This window comes from Stenotrophomonas sp. YJH_SMC_123 (assembly GCF_059368215.1).
Genome location: NZ_JCAFRM010000005.1, coordinates 1 through 22590, shown reverse-complemented (window position 1 = coordinate 22590; position 22590 = coordinate 1). Strand labels below are relative to the sequence as shown.

The 22590-nt window shown below is 68.5% G+C and carries 19 protein-coding genes; 11 read left to right on the top strand and 8 right to left on the bottom strand.

The window, feature by feature from the left end; translation table 11 throughout:
* Positions 1–6: 6 nt before the first annotated feature.
* The 5 genes from AC5P5W_RS12600 to AC5P5W_RS12580 all read right to left on the bottom strand — a co-directional run bounded on the left by AC5P5W_RS12600 (position 7) and on the right by AC5P5W_RS12580 (position 5194).
* The gene (locus tag AC5P5W_RS12600) at positions 7–2046 is read right to left on the bottom strand and encodes an FUSC family protein (RefSeq protein WP_111205876.1); all 2040 of its coding nucleotides are present in this window, start codon (positions 2044–2046) and stop codon (positions 7–9) included.
* A gap of 3 nt (positions 2047–2049) precedes the next feature.
* Positions 2050–3510, bottom strand: a complete 1461-nt coding sequence (locus tag AC5P5W_RS12595; protein ID WP_495221187.1) for an efflux transporter outer membrane subunit — start codon at positions 3508–3510, stop codon at positions 2050–2052.
* The gene (locus tag AC5P5W_RS12590) at positions 3507–4424 is read right to left on the bottom strand and encodes an efflux RND transporter periplasmic adaptor subunit (RefSeq protein ID WP_049442557.1); all 918 of its coding nucleotides are present in this window, start codon (positions 4422–4424) and stop codon (positions 3507–3509) included. The genes AC5P5W_RS12595 and AC5P5W_RS12590 overlap by 4 nt, the downstream gene beginning before the upstream one ends.
* Positions 4421–4630, bottom strand: coding sequence for a DUF1656 domain-containing protein (locus AC5P5W_RS12585; RefSeq protein WP_010487502.1), 210 nt, complete (start codon positions 4628–4630; stop codon positions 4421–4423). The genes AC5P5W_RS12590 and AC5P5W_RS12585 overlap by 4 nt, the downstream gene beginning before the upstream one ends.
* 108 nt (positions 4631–4738) lie before the next feature.
* Positions 4739–5194, bottom strand: a complete 456-nt coding sequence (locus tag AC5P5W_RS12580; protein WP_012481667.1) for a MarR family winged helix-turn-helix transcriptional regulator — start codon at positions 5192–5194, stop codon at positions 4739–4741.
* A gap of 598 nt (positions 5195–5792) precedes the next feature.
* Between AC5P5W_RS12580 and folE the strand changes: the two genes are divergently transcribed.
* The 4 genes from folE to AC5P5W_RS12560 all read left to right on the top strand — a co-directional run bounded on the left by folE (position 5793) and on the right by AC5P5W_RS12560 (position 12071).
* Positions 5793–6404, top strand: coding sequence for a GTP cyclohydrolase I FolE (gene folE, locus AC5P5W_RS12575; RefSeq protein ID WP_004141296.1), 612 nt, complete (start codon positions 5793–5795; stop codon positions 6402–6404).
* Positions 6405–6516: 112 nt separating this feature from the next.
* Positions 6517–7986 (top strand): DUF3375 domain-containing protein, encoded by a 1470-nt coding sequence (locus AC5P5W_RS12570; protein WP_032960145.1) that lies wholly within the window; start codon positions 6517–6519, stop codon positions 7984–7986.
* Entirely contained in the window at positions 7973–8674 is a 702-nt protein-coding gene (locus AC5P5W_RS12565; protein WP_005421303.1) for a DUF4194 domain-containing protein, read from the top strand. Before AC5P5W_RS12570 ends, AC5P5W_RS12565 begins: the two co-directional genes overlap by 14 nt.
* Before the next feature lie 16 nt (positions 8675–8690).
* The gene (locus tag AC5P5W_RS12560; RefSeq protein WP_032960149.1) at positions 8691–12071 is read left to right on the top strand and encodes an ATP-binding protein; all 3381 of its coding nucleotides are present in this window, start codon (positions 8691–8693) and stop codon (positions 12069–12071) included.
* A 96-nt stretch (positions 12072–12167) separates the two neighbouring features.
* On the opposite strand, the gene AC5P5W_RS12555 is transcribed toward AC5P5W_RS12560, so the two are convergent.
* On the bottom strand, positions 12168–12947 hold the full coding sequence (locus AC5P5W_RS12555; protein WP_032960169.1) for a sulfite exporter TauE/SafE family protein: 780 nt from the start codon (positions 12945–12947) through the stop codon (positions 12168–12170).
* 102 nt (positions 12948–13049) lie between these two features.
* On the opposite strand from AC5P5W_RS12555, the gene AC5P5W_RS12550 reads away from it, so the two are divergent.
* Positions 13050–13442 (top strand): YchJ family metal-binding protein, encoded by a 393-nt coding sequence (locus AC5P5W_RS12550; RefSeq protein ID WP_197575449.1) that lies wholly within the window; start codon positions 13050–13052, stop codon positions 13440–13442.
* Between the two features lie 3 nt (positions 13443–13445).
* On the opposite strand, the gene AC5P5W_RS12545 is transcribed toward AC5P5W_RS12550, so the two are convergent.
* Positions 13446–14726: a GGDEF domain-containing protein gene (locus AC5P5W_RS12545; protein WP_075076415.1), complete on the bottom strand. Its 1281-nt coding sequence runs from the start codon at positions 14724–14726 to the stop codon at positions 13446–13448.
* Positions 14727–14877: 151 nt separating this feature from the next.
* Between AC5P5W_RS12545 and egtB the strand changes: the two genes are divergently transcribed.
* From egtB to AC5P5W_RS12515, 6 genes are all read left to right on the top strand, one after another.
* Complete coding sequence (egtB, locus tag AC5P5W_RS12540; protein ID WP_049405565.1) at positions 14878–16149, top strand: ergothioneine biosynthesis protein EgtB; 1272 nt, start codon at positions 14878–14880, stop codon at positions 16147–16149.
* Positions 16146–17120 (top strand): L-histidine N(alpha)-methyltransferase, encoded by a 975-nt coding sequence (gene egtD, locus AC5P5W_RS12535; RefSeq protein WP_197575451.1) that lies wholly within the window; start codon positions 16146–16148, stop codon positions 17118–17120. Before egtB ends, egtD begins: the two co-directional genes overlap by 4 nt.
* 84 nt (positions 17121–17204) lie before the next feature.
* Positions 17205–18452 (top strand): lytic murein transglycosylase, encoded by a 1248-nt coding sequence (locus AC5P5W_RS12530; RefSeq protein WP_032960158.1) that lies wholly within the window; start codon positions 17205–17207, stop codon positions 18450–18452.
* Positions 18453–18513: 61 nt separating this feature from the next.
* A complete protein-coding gene (locus AC5P5W_RS12525; RefSeq protein ID WP_049442562.1) occupies positions 18514–19404 on the top strand; it encodes an aldose epimerase family protein in 891 nt (296 codons plus the stop codon).
* Between the two features lie 26 nt (positions 19405–19430).
* Entirely contained in the window at positions 19431–20201 is a 771-nt protein-coding gene (locus tag AC5P5W_RS12520; protein ID WP_032960164.1) for a GYF domain-containing protein, read from the top strand.
* 71 nt (positions 20202–20272) lie between these two features.
* Complete coding sequence (locus tag AC5P5W_RS12515) at positions 20273–20818, top strand: DUF2628 domain-containing protein (RefSeq protein WP_049442564.1); 546 nt, start codon at positions 20273–20275, stop codon at positions 20816–20818.
* A gap of 23 nt (positions 20819–20841) precedes the next feature.
* Here the strand turns inward: AC5P5W_RS12515 and AC5P5W_RS12510 are convergent, their stop codons facing one another.
* Positions 20842–22029: a benzoate/H(+) symporter BenE family transporter gene (locus AC5P5W_RS12510; RefSeq protein WP_197575453.1), complete on the bottom strand. Its 1188-nt coding sequence runs from the start codon at positions 22027–22029 to the stop codon at positions 20842–20844.
* Between the last annotated feature and the right edge of the window lie 561 nt (positions 22030–22590).

The window sequence follows — 22590 nt, the reverse complement described above, 5'->3', positions numbered from 1 at the left end:
ATCGCGCTAGGGCTGTTCGGCCGCACTCATGGCCAGGCCCGGCGCCAGCGCCTTCGCCTCCGGGAACAGCGCGAAGCGCAGGCCGATCAGGCCCATCAGCGCCTCGTCGCGCGCCTTGCAGGCGGCCACGCTGCCGACCCGTCCCAGCGAGGTATCCAGCCGCTCGCGCAATGCGTCGGCCGCCACCATCGGCTTGCGTGCGGCAATCTGCCGCCGGTAGTGCACGGCGACCTCCTCAAGAATGTGCTCGACCGCCTCGCGGCTGCGCTCGGGCAGTTCCAGCCGCGCGCGGCGCAGCTGCAGGATGTTCAGGCCGATGCGTGCTTCATTGAGCATGTCCACCGAAGCGATGTCGCTGCCCTCCGGCGTCGCCGCCAGGCGCGGCGCGAGCAGGCCCAGCAGGTCGAGCATGCGTGCGGCGAAGCGCTGGCGGTCCTGCTGGCCGCGCCCTTCGGCGGCCTCGGCCAGCGTAGTCCAGCCCTGCCGCACCAGCCGGCGCGCGGTCCACTCGGCACCCACCGAACGGAACAGGCGGGTCATCACCACCGCAAAGCCAATGCCGATGAACATCGCGATCGACGAGTTGAGAAAGGTCTGGATGTTGGCGCTGTAGGTGTTCTGCAGGCTCAGCAGCGCGGCCAGGTTCACCGTCAGCGGCAGTGCGAACAGCGCGCTCTTGGGGTGGTGCAGCATCAGCCCCAGCGGCAGGAACGCCACCGCCAGCACCAGCGCCAGCAAGCCGAAGTCGTGCACGGCCGGGAACACGCCGAACAGGTACACGCCGGCCACCACCGAGGCGACCATGGCCCACACCAGGAACGACACCATGCTCGGTGCCGGGTCGTCCTGCGCGGCGAAGAACGCCGCCGTCACGGCCGCCATCATCGCGCCGTTGCCACCGCCCTCCCAACCCAGCGCGATCCACAGCACGCAGTAGCTCATCAGTGCCACGCCGGCACTGAGCGCGGAGAACAGCGCCATGCCGTAGTCGACGTGCTTGTCGGCGGCCACGCGTTCGGTACGGATGCGGTAATGCGCGCGGTCCAGCGGCGCGGTGCCGTGGTCGATGGCGTGCTGCAGGGTGCGGCAGTCCTGCCACAGGTCCACCAGTTCCTCCAGGCGCAGCAGCAGGCTGGCCAGCTGCAGATGCTGCAGGTCGCGGTCCACCTGCGGCTTCAGGGCACTGATGCGCGCGCGCAGGCGGGCGTATTCACTGGCGTTGGTTGGGCCATCCAGCCAATCGTGGATGTCATCGACCAGCGCCGGCAGCCCTTCGGGCAGGGCTTGGCCGTCGCTGCGCAGCGCACTCAGGCGATCGGCAATCGAGGACAGCACTGGCAACAGCAGCAGCATGCGCTCACGCAGGCGCTCCATCGACACCGCAGACCCGGCATGGCGCGGATCATCGCGGCGCAGGAATTCGATCAGTGCCTCGAACTGCACCAGGTCGGCGGCCAGCCGGTTGCGCGGCGCGTGCGCGCGTCCACGTTCAAGGATCTGCCGGCACCACTGCGCGGCGTCCTCCATCCAGTTGCCGATGCGCGCGCGCAGCATCGGGCGTACCGAGGCCGGGAACAGCAGCGAAGCGGCCAGCACCGCCACGACCGTGCCGAGGATGATCTCCTCGCTGCGTGCCACCACCGTGTCGAAGATGGTCTCCGGCGAAGTCACCGCAGGGAAACCGATGAAGGCGGTGGTGTAGCCGGCCAGCAGGAACGCGTAGCCGCGCGGGCCGCGGTTGAGCAGGGCCATGAACAGGCAGCCGGCCAGCCAGATCGACATGGCCGCGCTCAGCACCAGCGGCGTCTCCACCAGCGCCGGCAGCACCAGCAGGGTGGCCAGGCCGGCCACCAGGGTGCCGACGATGCGGTACACGCCCTTGGCCCGGGTCGGGCCCAGCAGCGGCTGGCTGACGATGTACACCGTGCCCATCGCCCAGTACGGGCGCGACAGGTTGCCGGCCATGGCGATGTACAGCGCGGCCACTGCGGCCAGGTAGGTCTTGATCGAGAACAGCCAGGCCTGGCGGTCGGTCAGCGCGTTCATGGTTTACTTCGCTGCGGTCGAGGCGTTGGGCGCGGTGGTGCTTGCCTGCCAGCCACCGCCCAGCACCAGGAACAGATGGATCTGGTCGCGCGAGACCTGCGCTTCGGCGGCCGCCAGGGTGGCATCGCTGGTGGCCAGGCTGCGGTCGGCATCCAGGCTGGACAGGTACGGCGTGCGGCCACCCTGGTACAGCCGGCGGTTCTGCTCGGCGGCCAATGCGGCCTGTTCCTGCGCAGTGCGCAGCGACTGCAGCCGGCGCAGGTCCTGCGCGTAGCGGTCCAGCGCGGTCTGGGTCTCGCGCAGCGCTTGCAGCACGGTGTGGTCGAACTCGGCCAGGGCCGCATCGGCGCCCGCTTCGGCAGCGTGGATGCGTGCGTGCGTGCCGGACGACGGCAGCGTCCACGAGATCAGCGGGCCGATCGACCACTGCTGGGTCATCGGCGTGCCGAAATCCTCCAGCAGGCCGGCGGCACCGAGCGAGGCCCCCAGGCGGATGTCCGGATACAGCTCAGCGGTGGCGACGCCAATCCGCGCGGTGGCCGAAGCCAGCTTGCGTTCGGCCTGGCGCACGTCCGGGCGGCGCTGCAGCAGTGCACGGCCATCACCGACCGGCAGCGGCTGCGCCAGGCCGGGGGCGTGTGCACAGTCGATCACGCCGGCCGGCAGCTGGCCCGGGGTCTGCCCGAGCAGGGCGGCCAGCGAATAGGCGGCCGCGGAACGCTGCGCGCGCAGCGGCGGCAGCGCGGCTTCCAGCAGCGCGACCTGGGCATTGGCGCGGGCCAGTTCCGGCGGCGTGCCACGGCCAGCCGCGATCAGGCGCTCGGTGACCGTACGGCTGCGTTGCTGCAGCTGCAGCGAATGTTCGGCCACGTGCAGCTCGTGGTTGGCGTGGCAGATTTCCAGATAGCTGTCGGCCACCTGCGCGACCACGCTGACCTGGGCCAGGTCGCGCGCGGCAGCAACGGACTGCTCGTCGGCACGCGCTGCCTCGGCGCCGCGCTTGAGCTTGCCGAACAGGTCGAACTGGTAGCTGACCGCGAACTTGCCATCGGCCAGGTTGATCACCGGCAGCTCGTGCTCCTGCAGGAACGATTCGGCCGACAGCTGCGCGCGGCTGACCCCGGCCTCGGCCTCGTACTCGAAGCCACCGGCGTCCAGCGCCTGCTCGTACACCGCCGCGGCACGGCGCAGGTGTGCATCGGCGGCCTTCAGCTCGACGTTGTCACGCAGCGCCTGCGTGATCAGGCCGTCCAGCACCGGGTCGTTGTACAGCGACCACCAGCGGTCGGGCAGCGCCTGGTTGGCGGCCACCTGCGGGTTCTGCGTATCGATGAAGGCCGCATTGGCCTGCGGGCGCTTGAAGGCCGAGCCTTCCGGCAGGGCGTAATCCGGGCCGACGGTCTTGCAGGCCGCCAGGCTGGCCAGCGCAACGATCAGGCCGAGACGGGGCAGGGCGGCGTTCACAGGCCCGCCTGTGTCGGCGCAGTGCCGGCCTTGTCGTTGTGCGGATGGCGGCCGGTGTCCACGGTCACCGTGGCGGTACGGCCGGCGATCAGTTCCACGCCCTTGGGTACTTCGTCGATGGCGATGCGCACCGGAATGCGTTGTGCCAGCCGCACCCAGTCGAAGGCCGGGGTCACGTTCGGCAGCAGGGTGCTGCCGTTGCTGCGGTAGCGGTCTTCGATGCCGGCGGCGATGCTCTCCACATGGCCACGCAGCGGGGCCGACTCGCCCATCAGGCGGATGTCCACGCGCTGCCCCGGGGCCACGCCGCGCAGGCGGGTTTCCTCGAAGTAGCCATCGATGCGGAACGAGCCGGTATCCAGCAGCGCCAGCACCGGCTTGCCGGCTACCACGTAGTCGCCCACGCGCAGGGTGCGGTCGTTGACCCGGCCATCGGCCGGTGCGCGCACTTCGGTGCGGCCCAGGTTGAGCTCGGCCAGGTCGACCGCCGCCTGTGCGGTGGCCAGCGCAGCCTGTGCGGCCTGCAGCTTGGCGCGGCGCACTTCGGCGTCCTCGGCGGCGACCAGGTCCTGCAGGCTGCGGTCACGGCCGATCTCGCGGCGCAGCTGCGCCACCGATGCCTGGCGCTCGGCCAGGTTGGCGCGGGCCTGCTCCAGCGCGATGCGGTAGCGGGCGCGGTCGACCACGAACAGCAGGTCACCCTTCTTCACCGCCTGGTTGTCGGCCACCTGCACCGTTTCCACCAGCCCGGACACGTCCGGCGCCACCTGCACCACGTCGGCGCCGACATGGGCATCGCGGGTCCACGGCTCATCCATGTAATAGACCCACAGCTGGCGCAGCACCAGCAGGGCGATGATCACGGCTGCGCTGGTGAGCAGCACCGGCAGGGTCTTCTTCACGATCTTGTTCACGATTGCATCCAACGCAGGAGGTGGAACAGCAGGCCAAGCACGATCCCGTACAGGGCCAGGTTGAACAGCGCCGGGTGCCATACGTGGCGATAGGCGCCGGCACGCTGCAGCAGCGCGTGCAGGCCGCTGTTGACCAGGTAGGCCAACAACATCAGCCCGAGCAGGGTCGGGACGAACACTCCGTGGAGACTGAATTCACCGGGCATCGGTAGGGGCGGGGGCGAGGTGGGGGAGGGGAGGAACAACGAAACAACAGCAACGGGTAAAAGCCGCTGGCGTGTGCACGGCAGCGGCGGTATTCGGGGGCAGCGGTCTTACGTGATGCGGTCGGCGGCCTCGGCCAGCAGGCGCCATGCCTTCAGCACGGCGTGCAGTTCATCCATGGAAAGCTCGCCGAACACGTCCTGGCGCAGGCCGATCAACTGGTCTTCCAGCTCGCTGACCAGCGCATGGCCCGCGTCGGTCAGCCACAGCAGGTTGGCGCGGCGGTCGCTGGCGTCGCTCTCGCGGCGGACCAGGTCGCTGGCGCACAGCTTGTCCAGCAGGCGCACCAGGGAAGGACCTTCCATGCCCAGCTGCTGGGCCAGCGCCACCTGGCGGATGCCACCGCCGGAGCGGCCGATCATCAGCAGGGGCATGGTGCAGGCGGTGGAGATGCCGTAGCTGCCGAGCCGGCTGTCGGCCAGGCGCTGCCACTGCCGCCCTGCGTACAGCAGGCCGGAGCTGAGCTGCATCTGCAGCACGGTGCGCTCGTCGAGGGGTCGGTCCATAAGAGATAGATAGGATACTACTAATTTCATTCCTATCAATAGGTATTGCTGAATGGGTGGGTAGGAATACTGAGGAAAGCGTTGCGCCCGCTTGGTGTCGGGTGGGGCAGCGGGGGCCGGACGGTGCAGGACACGCCGCAAGTACGTCCCTGTAGGCTCGGCCGCGGCATCCATGCCGCGGACGGTCCTGCCCCGCCCGGCCCCCGCTGCCCTCCCATCACCCCGCGAGCGCGGTGGGTTGGCTCTTTAAAGGCAGGAGCAGTGCGGACCAACGGCCCGCACCCACCGCAGCAGCGGCCCGCGGTGCTTCAGAAGCCATGAACCCCCGCTTTTGCCCCCGCTTTCGGGCGGTCCGGCCGCGCCCGCAGGAAACCGTCGGAGAGGGGGAGGGGCAGGCCGGGCAGGACCGTCCACGGCATGGATGCCGTGGCCGAGCCTACAGGGACGTACTTGCGGCGTGTCCTGCCCGGCCTGCCCCTCCTCCTCTCGCTCAGCAGCACCGAGGCGCTGCAAGAGACCCCCGATGAACCCGACCAACAGGACGACCCACCCCCCGGTCGGGTACGATGCTCGCCCCCCGTTCGGGACGCTGTACGCAATGAGCAAGAACAACGAAAAGGCCGCCCCGCAGGGCGACGTGACCCAGGACCAGGCCGAGGATGCCGTGCGCACCCTGCTGCGCTGGGCCGGTGAGGACCCGTCCCGCGAAGGCCTGCTGGATACCCCCCGCCGTGTCGCCGAAGCCTATGGCGACTGGTTCAGCGGTTACCGCGACGACCCGCGCGCCTACATGGAGCGGACCTTCGAGGAAGTGGCCGGCTACGACGAACTGATCGTTCTGCGTGACATCGAGTACGAAAGCCACTGCGAGCACCACATGGCGCCCATCATCGGCCGCGTCCACGTCGGCTACCTGCCGGCCGGCAAGGTGGTGGGCATCAGCAAGCTGGCCCGCGTTGTCGAAGCCTACGCCCGCCGTTTCCAGGTGCAGGAGAAGATGACCGCGCAGATCGCCCAGTGCATCCAGGATGTGCTGCAGCCGATCGGCGTCGGTGTGGTCGTCGAAGGTGCCCACGAATGCATGACCACCCGCGGCATCCACAAGCGCGGCGTCAGCATGGTCACCTCGAAGATGCTGGGCAGCTTCCGCGACGACGCGCGTACCCGCGCCGAGTTCCTGCGCTTCATCGAAGTGGGCGGCAAGCGCTGAGCCGCTTGACCGCACTGCGCCGGCCTCTGCGGGCCGGCATGCCCACGGCTGCCCGCGCGGCCGCCGCGGGCGGCTGCTCGTCCCCGCCAGCCCTCATGACTCCTTTCGCTGCATGAAGCACCGCGAACGCATCTCCCGTTACCGCCATCTGCGCGAACAGCCCCAGTGGAAGCTGCTTGCCGCCGACCACGCCCCGGAAATCATCGGCCTGCTGCAGGGGCTGCTGATGGACGGCGAGCGCACGCTGCCGTCGTCGGTGCTCAACGAGCGCCTGCAGCGTGCGCTGGACCAGCTCAACGGCGACGAACTGTCGCGTGAGCTGCCGCGTACCGCGCAGGCCTACATCGCGCACTGGCTGGCCCAGGGCTGGCTGGAACGCCGCCTGCCCGAAGGCGCCGACCAGGAGCAGTACGAGCTGTCCACTGCGGCACTGCAGGCCATCCGCTTCGCCGATGGTCTTGAGCAGGCCCGCGTGGCCGCCACCGAAAGCCGCCTGGCGCTGGTCATCGAACAGCTCTCGCAGTTGGCCGCGCAGACCGAGTCCGACCCGGATGCACGCCTGTCAGCACTGCGCGACGAGCGCGACCGCATCGACGCCGAGATCGCCCGCGTCGGTGCCGGCCGCGTGGTCGCGCTGGATGGCAAGCGCGCGCTGGAGCGCGCGCGCCAGATCATCGGCCTGGCCGACGAGCTGACCGAGGATTTCCGTCGCGTGCGCGACGATTTCGAGCAGCTCAACCGCGACTTCCGCGAACGCATCATCGACGACGAGGGCGAGCGCGGCGATGTGCTGTCGCAGCTGTTCGAAGGCGTGGATGTGATCGGCGAGAGCGATGCCGGTCGCAGCTTCCAGGCCTTCTGGCGCCTGCTCAACGACGCCGAACAGAGCGCCCAGCTCGATGCCGCGCTGGAAGCGGTGCTGGCGCGTGGCTTCGCCCGCCGCCTGGACCGCAACGAACGCAACTTCCTGCGCGGCTTCACCAGCACCATGCTCGAGCGCGGTGGCCAGGTGCACGACGTGCTGCAGAACTTCGCGCGCAGCCTGCGTGGCTTCGTGCAGAGCCGTGGCTATCTGGAACAGCGCCGCCTCAACCAGCTGCTGAAGCAGGCGCAGTCCGAAGCGCTGGCCCTGCGTGACGAATTCCCCGCACAACGCGGCATCGGCCGCGACCTGCAGCTGACCACCAGCCGCCTGCGCTCGTGGTCGCAGTGGAAGCTGCACGATCCGCGCAGCGCCCAGGTCGATGGCAACGTCGAGTACAACGACGCCGCAGCCATCAGCCTGGAGAGCGTCGGTGATCTGGTCGCTTCGTCTGAAATCGACTTCCGCACCCTGCGCCGCGACCTGCACGACCTGCTCGATGCACAGCCGCGGCTCAGCATCGCCCAGGCACTGTCGCAGCGCGAAGCACCGCAGGGGCTCGGCAGCGTCATCGGCTACCTGTCGCTGGGCACGCGCTTCGGCAACGTGATCGCTGGTGAGCAGGAGCTTGCCGAATGGCGTGGTGGCGACGGCCAGGTCCGTCGCGCCCGCATCCCGCTGGTTTGGTTCACCCAGGAGAGACGCCATGAGCTGGCATGAAGATCCCATCGACGCACCGCAGGCCGACGTGGCGGAAGACGCCTACGAAGCCGAACCGGTGGCGGCCGTGGCGCAGCCCCGCCGTGGCAATGACGTGTATTACCTCGGCGACACCGGGCGCCTGCCGCTGGATGCACGCCGCGCGCTGTGCCAGCTGCTGATCGGCCCCAGCATCGACCAGCTGCGCCACGCCAAGCTGTGGCCGGCACTGATCCGCAGCGAGGCGGCCATCCGCTCCTCGCTGGCGGACCTGTTCCTGGAACTGGTGCTCGACCGTGACAGCGGCGTGGCCTTCACCCGCCAGGCCGATACCGAAGACGTGGATGCGCCGGTGCTGCTGCGCACCTCGCCGCTGACCTTCATCGATTCGGTGCTGCTGCTGTACCTGCGCCAGCAGCTGGCCGAGGCCGATGCGCGCGGCAACCGCGCGGTGGTCGCCGACGCCGAGATGGCCGAAGCGCTGGCCATCTACGAGAAGAACCTGTCCACCGACCGCGCCGGCTTCAACCGCCGTGTCGCCTCGGCGGTGCAGAAGATGAAGGACAACCACATCCTGACCCGCCTCAGCGGCCAGGAAGACCGCCACGAAGTCTCGCCGGCGCTGAAGCTGCTGTTCTCCGCCGAAGACGTATCCCAGCTTTCGGCGGTCTACCGCCAGCTGCGTGAAACCCCGGCCGCCGAGGCCTGAGAGACCCGACCATCGCATGGCTATCTCCAAGCACACTCCCGCCCTGTTCAACGAAGGCCTGCCGGACCCGCGCCTGCAGCAGTTCCGCATGCGTCGCCTGCAGGTACACAACTGGGGCACGTTCAACGGACTGACCGAAGTACCGATCGCCGAGCGTGGCTTCCTGTTCGTCGGCCGTTCCGGCTCGGGCAAGTCGACCCTGCTCGATGCCATGTCCGCGCTGCTGACGCCGCCGGCCATCGTCGATTTCAACGCCGCCGCGCGTGAAGCCGAGCGCAGTGGCCGCGACCGCAACCTGGTGTCCTACGTGCGTGGCGCGTGGGCCGACCAGCAGGACAGCGGCACCGGCGAAATCGCCACCCAGTACCTTCGCAAGGGCGCGACCTGGACTGCGCTGGTGCTGGAGTACCGCGCCGGCGATGGCCGCGTGGTCAGCCTCGTGCGCCTGCTGTGGATCTCCGGTAACGGAACCTCGGCCGGTGACGTGCGCAAGCACTACATGATCGCCGAGCGTCCGTTCGACATCGCGAAGGATCTTGGCGGCTTCGACCTGGACCTGCGCAAGCTCAAGCAGAAGCTGTCCGACCTGCACCACTTCGACACCTTCTCCGGCTACGCCGAGCGCTTCCGCGACCTGCTCGGCATCGACAACGAGATGGCGCTGCGCCTGCTGCACAAGACGCAGTCGGCGAAGAACCTGGGCGACCTCAACGTCTTCCTGCGCGACTTCATGCTCGACACGCCGAAGACCTTCGACGCCGCCGAGCGCCTGGTCAGCGACTTCGCCGAACTCGATGGCGCGCACCAGGCCGTGGTCACCGCCCGCCGCCAGGTGGAGACCCTGCTGCCGGCACGCGCCTACTACAACGACCTGAAGGAAATGCACCGCCGGCGCGGCGACGACGAAGCCCTCAAGCTTGGCGTCGACAGCTTCCGTGAAAGCCGCCGCCAGGCGCTGATCGAGGCGCGCCTGCGCGAGATGGACGTGCGTGACCGTGGCCTGCTCGGGGAAGAAGCCCAGCGCCGTGCCGCACTGGACAACCACACCGAGCGCCTGGCCGAACTGGAACTGCAGCGTCGCCAGCAGGGCGGTGAGCGCATCGAGGAACTGGAACGCGAGCAGGGCCGCGCCGAAGCCGAGCGTGACCGCCGCCAAGCCAAGCGCGAGCAGGCAAGCCTGGCCGCGCAGCAGCTGGGGGCTGAACTTCCGGACGACGCACACGGCTTCGCCGAGCTGGTCGAGCGTGCGCAGAACGAACTGCAGGACCGCCAGCGTGCCTCTTCGGCGCTGGACGATGCGATCAGCGATCGCCTGGGTGGCAAGCGCGATGACGAGCGCCGTTTCGGCGAAGTCCGTGCGGAACTCGAAGCGATGCAGCGCACGCCCTCCAACATCCCTGCGCCGATGCAGAAGCTGCGCGCGCGCCTGGCCGAGGAAACCGGCATTGCCGAGGCGGCGCTGCCGTTCGTCGGCGAGCTGATCCAGGTCCGCTCGGAAGAGCAGGGCTGGCAGGGTGCCATCGAGCGTGTGCTGGGTGGCTTCGCGCTGTCGCTGCTGGTCGATGACAAGCACTACAACGACGTCGCCGAGTGGGTGAATCGCACTCACCTGGGCATGCGCTTCACCTACTACCGTGTGCGCCGCAACGATGATGCGTTCGCGCGCGAGCCGTCGGCGAAGTCGCTGCTGCACAAGCTGGAGCTGCGCGAGCACGTATTCGAAAGCTGGCTGCGCCGTGAGCTCGGCAAGCGCTTCGACTACGAGTGCGTGGATGCCAAGCAGCTGCGCAACGTCGACCGCGGCATCACCCGAGAAGGCCAGGTCAAGCATCCCGGCGACCGCTTCGAGAAGGACGACCGCAGTGCGGTGGGCGACCGCCGTCGCTGGATCCTCGGCTTCAACAACCACGACAAGGTGGGCGCCTTCGAGCGCGAAGCCCAGGAACTGGCCAAGCGCATCGCCAGCTGCGAGACCGACATCGCGCGCCTGCGTGGGCAGCGTGACCGCGACAACGAACGTCGCCTGGCCTGCCACGAGCTGGTCAGCATCAGCTGGAACGAGATCGACATCGCCGCCCCGCAGCAGCGCCTGACCGATATCGAGGCCACCCTGCGCGACCTGCGCGAAGGCAATGCCGACCTGGCCAAGCTGGCCAAGCAGATCGACGCCGTGCGCGCCGACATCGAGCAGGCCCGCCGCACCTATGAAGACGTCCGCGTCGAGCGCGGCCAGCTGGTCAAGGAACGCGATCGCCTCGACCGCGCCCGCCAGCAGAGCCGTGCGCTGGTGCTGCCGAGCCTGGCCCAGGAGCAGGAAGCCGGGCTCGCCGAGCGCCTGCAGGAGCAGGGCCCGCTCAGCCTGGAAACGCTGGAGGCGCACATGCGCCAGGTCAGCAACGCGCTGAACGAGCAGCTGTCGACCTCGCAGCAGGACCTCAACCGCATCGAGAACCAGCTGATCGGTTGCTTCCGTCGCTTCATCCAGCAGTGGCCGGAGGAATCGGGCGACTTCACCGTATCGGTGGCCTCGGCCGAGGATTTCCTTGCCCGTCTCGAGCGCCTGGAGCGCGACGGCCTGCCGCAGCACGAAGAGCGCTTCTTCGATCTGCTGCAGAACCAGAGCAAGAACAACCTGCTGGCCCTGCAGCGCCACAGCGCCGAGGCCCGCAAGTCGATCGGCCAGCGCCTGGACGAAGTGAACGCCAGCCTGGAGCAGGTGCCGTTCAACCGTGGCACGCTGCTGACCATCGAACTGAGCGACCGCCGCCTGCCGGAAGTCGGCGAGTTCCACCTGCAGCTGCGCGAGGTGCTGGCGCAGCAGCAGACCGAGCAGCGCGAGCTGGCCGAATCGCAGTTCACCGTGCTGCGCCAGCTGGTCAACCGCCTGGGTTCGCAGGAAGGCGAGGACAAGCGCTGGCGCGAGCTGGTGCTGGACGTACGCATGCACGTGGAGTTCATCGGCGTCGAGCTGGATGCGGAAACGCGCCAGCAGGTCGAGATCTACCGTAGTGGCGCGGGCAAGTCCGGTGGCCAGCGCCAGAAACTGGCCACCACCTGCCTGGCTGCGGCACTGCGCTACCAGCTCGGCGGCGCCGACAGCCAGCTGCCCAGCTACGCCGCCGTCGTGCTCGACGAAGCCTTCGACAAGGCCGACAACGAGTTCACCGCGCTGGCGATGAACATCTTCGACAACTTCGGTTTCCAGATGGTGGTCGCCACCCCGCTGAAGTCGGTGATGACGCTGGAGCCGTTCATCGGTGGCGCCTGCTTCGTCGAGATCAGCGGCCGCCACGACTCCGGCGTGCTGCTGATCGAGTACGACGAAGAAGGCAAGCGCCTGAAGCTGCCCGAGCGCAGCCGCCAGCAGGCCAACGAACCGGAAGAAGCCGAAGCCTGACCCGGTCGATTGAATGGGGATGCCGGCCAGCGGCCGGCACTACCCATGGGCAGCGTTCATGACCCGGTAGTGCCGGCCGCTGGCCGGCAACCGCATTCACGCACCGCGGAAGGTATCCCACGCCATCCGCGCGATCAGTACCACCACCAGCCCCACGAACAACTTGCGGATGAACGGCGTGCCGCCCTTCAACGCCAGGCGCGTGCCCACCACCGAGCCGATGATGTTGGCCGCCGCCATCGGCAGCGCGAACAGCCACAGGATGTTGCCGGTCGGTACGAAGAACGAGATTGCCGCCACATTGGTCGCCAGGTTCACCACCTTCGACGCCGCTGACGCACGCAGGAAATCCAGGCCGAAGAAGCGCACGAACAGGAAGATCAGGAAGCTGCCGGTGCCCGGCCCGAAGAAGCCGTCGTAGAAGCCGATCGCCGCACCGATCGCCAGCGCGATCGCCAGTTCGCGGCGGCCGATCTCCTGCGGCCGGTGCAACGCGCCGAAGTCCTTCTTCCACAACGTGTAGGCCAGCATCGCGATCAGCAGCACCAGCACCAGTGGGCGCACCGCGTCCTTGGGCAGCAGGCTCACCGCGGTGGCCCCGGCGAAGGAGAAGATGAAGGCGGTACCGGCCGCGAACAGTACCGGCTTCCACGGGAAGCGCACGTTGCGCGCATAGCGCCAGGCGGCCGCACCGGTACCGAACATCGAACTGAACTTGTTGGTACCGAACAGCATCGCCGGCGTCTGCTGCGGCAGCACCGTGAACAGGCCGGGCAGCTGCACCAGGCCACCGCCACCGACGGCGGCATCCACAAGGCCGGCGATGAAGGCGATCACCACCAGCCACCACAACTCAGGGGGAACCAGTTCCAGCACGGCGATCAATCAAGGAGGGGGCGCGACAGCATACGCCTGTCCTGCTCCGGGCGACTGCGGCCCCGCGTGGATCAATCCCGGCAACCCGGCGACAATGCCGGCATGAGCCGAAAACCCCCCGATCCCTGCCCCTGTGGCCTTCCCGCCGACTATGCCGCCTGCTGTGGCCGTTTCCATGCCGGTGAAGCCGCGCCTGATGCAGAGCACCTGATGCGTTCGCGCTACAGCGCCTATGTGCGTGGCCTGGCTGACTACCTGCGCCAGTCCTGGCATCCGGACACGCGTCCGGCCGAGCTGTCGCTGGACGATGCCCCCGGCCAGCGCACCCATTGGCTGGGCCTGACCGTGCACGAGCACACTGTCACTGGTGCTGACAGCGCCGAAGTCCGCTTCACCGCGCGCTACCGCATCGGCGGCGGCAGCGCGGTGAGGATGACCGAGCACAGCCGCTTCCAACGCATCGACGGCCGCTGGTACTACCTCGACGCGGTCTGAGCACTACGCGCTGTGCGCTGCCAGAACGCGCTGGCCGCCGTGCGCGCGCACCTGGTTGCGGCCCCCGTCCTTGGCCACATACAGGGCCTGGTCGGCGGCCTTGACCACGGCCATCGGCCGCGGATCCACGCGGCTGTCGGCCAGCCCGATGCTCACCGTCACCTGTACCACCTGGCCGCTGCCACCGCGTCCCCGCCGCTGGCGGCCGGCTTCGTCGTCACGGCTGCGGGTGCTGCGGTCGCGAAGCTGCATGCGGGTGTCCTCGATGCTCTGCCGCAATGCTTCCACGGCATCGACACAGGCTGCCGCCGGCCGGTCCAGGAACACCACCGCGAACTCCTCGCCGCCATAGCGGAACGCACGGCCACCGTCGCCCACCCGCGCCAGCCGCGACGCCACCAGGCGCAGCACATCGTCGCCGGTGTCGTGACCATGGGTGTCGTTGAATGACTTGAAGTGGTCAACGTCCACCATCGCGATGCTGTAGGTACCGCGTGCCCGCTGCAGGGTCTCGTTGAACGCCCGTCGCCCCGGCAGGCCGGTCAGCTCATCGCGGAAGGCCATGTGGAAGGATTCCTGCAGCATCGCGCCCAGCATCAGCAGCAGGGCGGCACTGCTCAGCGCCGGCAGCAGCACCGGCTGCAGGAAGATCCGCGGCAGCATCCACCACAGGCACAGCAGGGCCAGCAGCATTGCCGTGTGCAGTGGCCTCGGATGCCGCCACGCCTGCCAGCCCAATGCTGCGGTCGCCAGCAGGAACAGCAGCGCCGGCAACTGCGCCAACGCGTTCCAGTTGGCGGGAATCCAGGCCCAGTGACGGTTCGACAGCAGATCGTGCATCCCCTGCGGCTGCTGTGCCGCCAGCAGCAGGAAGATCATCAGCGCCGCGCCGCACACTACGCTGCGCAGCAGCAGGTCCTGGCGTCGGCGTCCGCGTTCCGGCCATAGTGCCAGTCCGGCGAACAGCAGCGGCACCCACGCCGAGATCGCGTGGAAGCGCAGCGGGGTCAGGGCGTCGACATGGCCGCTGCGCAGGTAGCCACCGACGTCCCGGTGCAGCAGGGCGAACACCACCGCCACCACCAGCAGCAGGCACAACGTGCGCATCTGGTGGTAGAGCAGGGCCAGGCCTGCACCGAGACAGGCCAGCAGCCAGGGCAGGATGCGCTGCGCCGGGCTGGCGACATCCTCGGTGCCCAGCGCCATCCACAGCACCAGGACGACCAGCACGGCGGGCAGCACGAACAGGTAATGCGCAGGCTGGCGGAGCGGATGCAGGGGCACGCGGTAAGTCCAGTGCGGTGACGATGCGGCCGCAACATTGCCGTTAGCGGCGTCCCCACGCGCTTCTTGAATGCGCGTGCCCGCTGTCATGTGAACGTGGTGATGTGGTGCCATGACGTTGCGCTCACCGTCCTGCGCCGATGCTTCCGGCATGGACAGCGTACCCACCGCCGTCGCTGCCCCGCAGCGCGATCTCGCCCGCCGCTTTGCACAGGTGCGGGCGCGCAGCCTGCAGCTGGCCGCGCCGCTCAGTGCCGAGGACGCCATGCTGCAGAGCATGGCCGACGCCAGTCCCAGCAAGTGGCACCTGGCCCATACCACCTGGTTTTTCGAACGCTTCGTGCTGGCCGGTTTCGCCACCACGCCCGCGCATGACCCGGCCTGGGACTATCTGTTCAACAGCTATTACAAGAGCATCGGCCCGGCGCATGCGCGGCCGCAGCGCGGTCTGCTGTCGCGGCCCTCGCTGCAGCAGGTGCGCGACTACCGGCAACAGGTCGACATGCAGGTGCAGTCACGGCTGGCAGCCGGTGACCTCGACGCGCAGGCGCTGCACCACCTGCAGTTGGGTCTGCAGCACGAACAACAGCACCAGGAACTGCTGTTGACCGACATCAAGCATGCGTTCTGGTGCAATCCACTGCAGCCACCGTATCGCGACGACCTGCGGCCCGTTGCCAGCACCGCCGCGACGCAGGGCTGGATCGAATCGCCCGAACGCATCGTCACCGTCGGTGCCGCGGCATGGCCCCGGCACGCCGCCTTTGCCTACGACAACGAATCGCCGCAGCACCGCGTGCTGCTGCCCGCGCATGCCCTGGCCGAGCGTCCCGTCAGCAATGCCGAGTACCGCACCTTCATCGAGGCAGGGGGGTACCGCGAACCGCGCTGGTGGCTCAGCGAAGGCTGGGCGCTGCGAGAAGCCGAAGGCTGGCAGCACCCCCTGTACTGGGATGATGCCCTGCAGCGCGAGTACACCCTGGGTGGTTGGCGCGAGCTGGATCCGCATGCGCCGGTCTGCCACCTCAGTTACTACGAGGCCGATGCCTGCGCCCGCTGGGCCGGTGCGCGCCTGCCCAGCGAGTTCGAGTGGGAAGCGGCCGCCGCGTCGCAGCCCCTGCGCGGTCATTTCGCCGATGACGATCACCTGCACCCGCAGGCAGCCGGGGGCAGTGGGCTGCGGCAGCTGTTCGGTGATGTCTGGGAATGGACCGCCAGCGCCTATGGTGCCTACCCGGGCTTCCGCTCTTTTGACGGCAACCTCGGCGAATACAACGGCAAGTTCATGTGCGGGCAATGGGTGCTGCGCGGCGGCAGCTGTGCCACGCCCCGTGGCCATGTGCGCGCCAGCTACCGCAATTTCTTCATGCCGCCGGCGCGCTGGCAGTTCTCCGGACTGCGCCTGGCCAGGGACCTCATATGAGCACGGTGCATGACGCGCTGCAGGCGCTGACCGACCTGACCCCCAGCCGCCAGCAGATCCTGGCCGATGCGCTGGCCGGTCTGTCATGCGCATCGCGGCAGCTGCCTTCCAAGTACTTCTACGATGCCCGCGGCTCGCGTCTGTTTGAACAGATCACCCAGACCCGCGAGTACTACCCCACGCGCACCGAGCTGGCGCTGCTGGCGCGGGTGCTGCCCGATATCGCGCGCGTGGTCGGCCCGCGCCTGCATGTGGTGGAGCTGGGCAGCGGCAGTGGCCGCAAGACCGCGTTGCTGCTGGCCGCGCTGCAGGATCCGGTGGCCTATACGCCGATCGAGATCTCGCGGGCCGCACTGCTGTCCAGCATCGACCACCTGGCGCCGGCGCTGCCCGAGGTCGAGATGCTGCCGGTCTGCGCGGACTTCACCCGCGCCGTCGCCGTGCCCATGCCCGAACGCGAACCCGCGCGACGGCTGCTGTTCTTCCCCGGTTCCACATTGGGCAATTTCGCCGAAGCGGAGGCCGTCGCCCTGCTGCGGGCGATGCGCCAGACGATGGGCCGCGACGGCCTGGCCCTGATCGGCATCGACCTGCACAAGGACACGGCGCTGATCGAAGCGGCCTACAACGATGCGCAGGGCGTCACTGCGGCATTCACCCTCAATCTGCTGGCCCGCCTCAACCGCGAGATCGGAAGCGATTTCGATCTCGATGGATTCCGCCACCGCGCCCGTTACAACACCGCGCGGCTGCGCATCGAAACCGACCTGGTCAGCCAGTGGCCGCAGGACGTCCACCTCGGTGGCCGCACCTTCCACTTTGCTGCCGGTGAACCCATCCGCGTCGAGTACAGCCACAAGTACACCGATGACAGCTTCGACGCGCTGTTGCAGCAGGCGGGCCTGCAGGTCGCACAGCGTTGGGATGCCGAAAGTCCCGCCTATGGCCTGCGCCTGCTGCGCGTTGCCTAGGGGGGACGGCCAGCCGGTGCCCCTTCAGGTTCGGCCGCACTGCTGCCCCTAAGATGGCCGTGCAACGGCAACACGGAGGACGCCATGCCCATTCTGACCACGCTCGGCCTGGCGGCCGCCCTCGCGTCGACCCCGACGCTGCCTGCGGCCCCTGCCGCCAGCAACGATCCGGCGTTCAGCCGCTGCCTGGCGGGCCTGCAGGCCACCGCCGCAACCCAGGGCATCGGCGCCGACCGTTTCAACGAGATCACCACCGGGCTCACGCCGGACCCGAGCGTGCTCGGACTGCTGGACGCACAGCCGGAATTCACCACGCCGATCTGGGATTACCTGGCCGCGCTGGTCGACCGCCAGCGCGTCGATGATGGCCGCACCCTGCTGCAGCAACATCGCGATCTGCTCGATCGCGTCTCCGCGCAGTATGGCGTCGACCCGGCCACCATCGTCGCGGTCTGGGGGGTGGAGAGCGACTATGGCCGCGTCTTCGGCAAGCGCCCGCTGCTGCAGTCGCTGGCCACGCTGTCCTGCGCCGGTCGCCGCCAGGCCTTCTTCCGTGGCGAACTGCTGGCGCTGCTCAAGCTGATCGACCGCGGCGACCTGCAGGCCCAGGGGCTCACCGGTTCCTGGGCCGGCGCCTTCGGGCATACGCAGTTCATGCCCAGCACCTACGCACGTATCGCGGTCGATGGTGATGGCGATGGCCGCCGCGATCTGGTCGGCAGCATTCCCGACGCGCTGGCGTCCACCGCCAACTACCTCAAGCGTGCGGGTTGGCGCAGTGGCGAACCGTGGGGCATGGAGGTCCGTGTTCCCCCCGGTTTCAATGCCAGCCAGGCGGGCCGCACCCAACGTCGAGCCCTCGCCGATTGGCGCGTGCAGGGCGTGACCGCGCTGGATGGCAGCGCGCTGGTGCCGCCCAATCTGCCGGCCGACGCGCGCGCCGCCCTGCTGCTGCCGGCCGGCATCAAGGGCCCGGCGCTGCTGGTGTTCCGCAACTACGATGCGATCTACAGCTACAACGCCGCCGAAAGCTATGCACTGGCCATCGCCACGCTGGCCGACCAGCTGCGTGGCGGCACCGGCCTGGCCACCGCCTGGCCGACCGATGATCCCGGCATCGGCCGCGATGAACGCCGCCAGCTGCAGACCCTGCTGCTGGCCCGCGGCCACGACATCGGCAGCGCCGACGGCATGATCGGCACCGCCACGCGCCGCGCGATCCAGGCCGAGCAGCAGCGCCTGGGCTGGGCCAATGCGGATGGCCGCGCCGGCCAGCGCATCCTGCGCGCGTTGCAGCAGGAGGCAGCCGCAGGGACGCCTGCCACCCGCTAGACCTTGCCGATCACAGGCTGGCCGCGACATCATCGCCGCGGTCTTCAAGGAGCGTCATAGCATGCAGTCGAACCCGGACATCAGCACCGGCCTGTACCACGGGCTCGAGGCCTGGCAGATACGCACGCCCAGCGCCACCGCGGTCATCAGCGTGTTCGGCGGACAGCTGCTGTCGTTCATCCCAGAGGGGCAGCCGGACCTGCTGTGGCTGTCGCCGAAACGGGCCGGGCTGCCCACGCCGATCCGGGGTGGCGTTCCAGTGTGCTGGCCGTGGTTCGGTCGCCAGGGCCAGGATGATGACGTGCCGGCACACGGCCTGGTACGCACCGCGCGCTGGGAGCTGCTGCAGGCCCGCCAGGACGATGACGGTGAACTGGAGCTGCAGCTGGCGCCCCTGTCGATTGCCGAGTGTGGCCTGCGCCTGCAGATGCAGCTGCGCATCGGTCGCCAGCTGCGCCAGCAGTTGACCACCGAGAACACCGGCCCGTCCCCGGTGGCTTTCACACAGGCCCTGCACAGCTACTTCCGGGTAGGCGATGCCCGTCGTGTCGAGGTTGATGGCCTCGATGGCCTGCACTATCTGGACAAGTACGAGGATTACACGCAGCTGCGCCGGCAGCAGGGGCCCTGGTCGCTGCGTGACCCGCGCGATCCGGGGCGCAGCGACCGCATCTATACCGGTGCCGGTGGCCACTACGTGCTTCGCGATCCCGTCCTGCAGCGGCGGATCGAGATCCGCAGCGAAGGCAGCCAGACCCTGGTGGCGTGGAATCCGGGCGCGGAGGCGGCGGCGAAGATGGCCGATGTCGGCGACGGTTGGCACGATTACGTGTGCCTGGAAGTAGCCAATGCCGGGCCGGAGCAGATTGCCCTTGCACCCGGCGCGCGCCACCAGTTGGTGCAGGTACTGGCCAGTGAACCGCTGCAGGCCGTGGCGGGGTGTTCGGAGTAACCATGGGATCGACAGGAATGGATGGCATGCAGGACGCACAGTGGTGGTACGCCAACAGCAAGCAGAGCGAAGGGCCGGTGGACCTGGCCGGGCTGCGCCGTCTGCAGCAGGACGGCACGGTAACCGCCCGTACGCTGATGTGGCGGGAAGGAATGGCATCGTGGCGGCCGCTGGCCGAGCTGGATCCTTCGGTGGCGCCGATGGATCCGACCCCGCCGTCGATTGAACCGGCGCAGGCCGTCAGCGCCAGCGGCGCATCGACCGCTGATCCGTCCGACCCCTATCGTGCGCCGGCAGCTTCGCCGGTGGCCGCGACCGCGCCGCAGCTGGAAGGCGACATCGCCTTGTACGCCGCCGTGGTCGGCGGCAACTTCCCGATCTATCGACAGCGCTGGCGGCTCGACCAGGGCATTGCCGACGGCAACGGCACCTGGCACTGGCCGGCGTTCCTGATCGGCGTGATCTGGATGGTGTACCGCAGGATGTACCGGCTGGCGGCGATCTGGGCCGGCGTGCTGGTGTTCTTCAGCATCGCCGAGGCGTTGCTGGGCGTTCCGGAAGGCGTGTCGACGGTCATCACCCTCGTCATCAACATCACCGCCGCGGTGTATGCCAACCGCTGGTACCTGGCGCATTGCCAGCGTGAGATCGCCCGCGCGCGCGCGTTGGTGGGAGATGACGAGGCGCGCCTGCGCAGCGAGCTGGCCAGACGGGGTGACACCAATGCACTGGCGGCGGCGGTGGTGGCCATCGCCGTCGTTGCGGTGATGCTGGTGGGGCAGGCGCTGGCAGGCTGAGGCCGGGAAGGCTTCAGATCCAGCGGTGGCTGCCGCTACCGCGGGATCATCCTGGGCAAGGAATCGCCGACATGAATCATCTGGATACTCCGCCGGTTTCCCCGGCGGATGACAATCCCTATCTTGCGCCCGCCACAGAGGTGGCCGACGCGCCCGCTCCGTCCGACGCGGACTACCTGAACCTCCTCGTCGGCCCCAACGCGGCGCTCTACCGCCAGCGCTGGCACCTGGGCAGCCCGGTGCCGAAGCCGCCGCGACCGTGGCACTGGCCCGCCTTCCTGGTGCCGACGTACTGGCTGCTGCACCGGAAGATGTACCTGGCAGCCATCCTCTTCGAGCTGGTCCTGATCGGCATCGCGCTGCTGGCGGCCCGCGCCAACCCGCTGCTCACGGTGGCGTTGCTGGCGGTGCCTCGGTTCGCCATCGCGGTGACCGCCAATACCCTGTACCTGCGCTACTGCACGCGACTGCTGGGCAAAGTGAAGGCTGCCCACGCCGGGCAGCACAACCGCATCCGTGCCGAACTGCAGCGTCGTGGCGGCACCAGCGTGTGGGCGGTGGTGATCGGCATGGCGGCCAACGCGGTGATCAATACCGTCGCCCGCATGGCGGCCTGATCATGCCGGCTTGATAGGGTTGCTCAGGCCGCTGTCCGTGCCCGCAACACCAGCAGGCACAGCGCACCGGCCAGCAGTCCCCAGAACGCCGAACCGATCCCGGCCAGGGAGAACCCCGAGGCGGTGACCAGGAAGGTGACGAGTGCAGCCTCGCGGTCGCGCTCCACCGCCAGGGCGCTGGCCAGGCTGTTGCCGATGGTGCCGAACAGCGCGATACCGGCAACGCAGGCCACCAGCTCCCTGGGGAAGGCTGCGAACAGTGCGGCCACCGTGGCGCCGAACAGCCCGATGACAATGTAGAAGGCACCGGCCGCCATCGCTGCGGTGTAGCGGCGCGCCGGATCCTCGTGCGCATCGCGGCCCATGCAGATGGCGGCGGTGATCGCCGCCAGGTTCAGTGCATACGCACCGAACGGCGCCAGCAGCGTATTGACTACACCGATCCAGCCGATCAACGGCGACACCGGGGCGTCGTAGCCGGACGCGCGCATCACCGCCACACCGGGAATGTTCTGCGAGGCCATGGTGACCACGAACAGGGGCAGGGCAATGCCGGCCACGGCGGTCCACGACAGCGAGGGCGTCACCCACTGCGGGATCGCCAGTTGCAGATGCACCTGCTGGGCGTGCAGCAAGCCACGGCTCGCGGCGACGGCGATGCCGACCAGCAACGTGGCGATCACCGCATAGCGCGGGAACAGCCGGCGCCCGGCCAGCCAGGTGGCGAACATTGCCAGCGCGAGCACCAGCTGGGTGTTCATGGCGACGAACACATCCAGCCCGAAGCGCAGCAGCACACCGGCCAGCATGCCGGCGGCCAGCGCCATCGGTACCCGTTGCATCAGTCGCGCGAAGACCCCCGAGAAACCCGCAAGCAGGCCCAGCACGGCGGCCAGCAGGAATGCGCCCGTGGCCTCGGAGAGCGAAGCACCGCCGGCACCCACCACCAGCATCGCTGCACCCGGGGTCGACCACGCTGTCACCACCGGCACCCGATAGCGCAGCGACAGGCCAATGCAGGTCACGCCCATGCCCAGCCCCAGCGCCCACATCCAGGAGGCGATCTGCGCCTGGTCGGCACCGACGGCCTGTGCCGCCTGGAACACGATCACGGCCGAGCTGGCGAAGCCCACCAGTACCGTAATGAAGCCAGCGACGATTGCCGGCATCGAAAGATCGCGCCACCACGCGCGCCGCACCTGCATGCTCATTGTCCTGTCTCCACTGTGCATCCCTGCATTGTGCATCCCTGCATTGATTAGGGTTGCGGCGTTGACCGCGCAACGCGCGGGCAACGCCGCAGTGATCTTCGAGCGTACGTCATGCGTGATGGCGTGGTGCTTCTGTCATCACGCTGCAAAAAAAGCCTTGACGAAATCCGCAGGATCTCTAGAATTCGCTCCCTTGCTGCAGCGCATCGCTTCCCCGGAAACGACACGCGAACAGCGACGCCACCACCGGCGAACGAGTTGATCGAACGAAGGTGTTGACGGACTCGAAAAGTCCGGCATAATAGGCGGCTCGCAACGACGAAAGGCCTCGGGCCCAACGACGAAGCGGCATCGGCAACAACGTCCACTGCGGTGAGACGGCCTTGAAAAAAAGGTGTTGACGAAGCGGAAAAGCCGGCTATAATGGGCGGCTCGCTACGAAGGAAACTTCGCAGCACACGGGAACGGCGCTGAGGCCACTTCCCCGGATCTTTGAAAGTATGCGCAGGTATCTTGTGAAGGCGCCTGCAGGAAGGATGATTGTCCATCTTGCAGACGTTT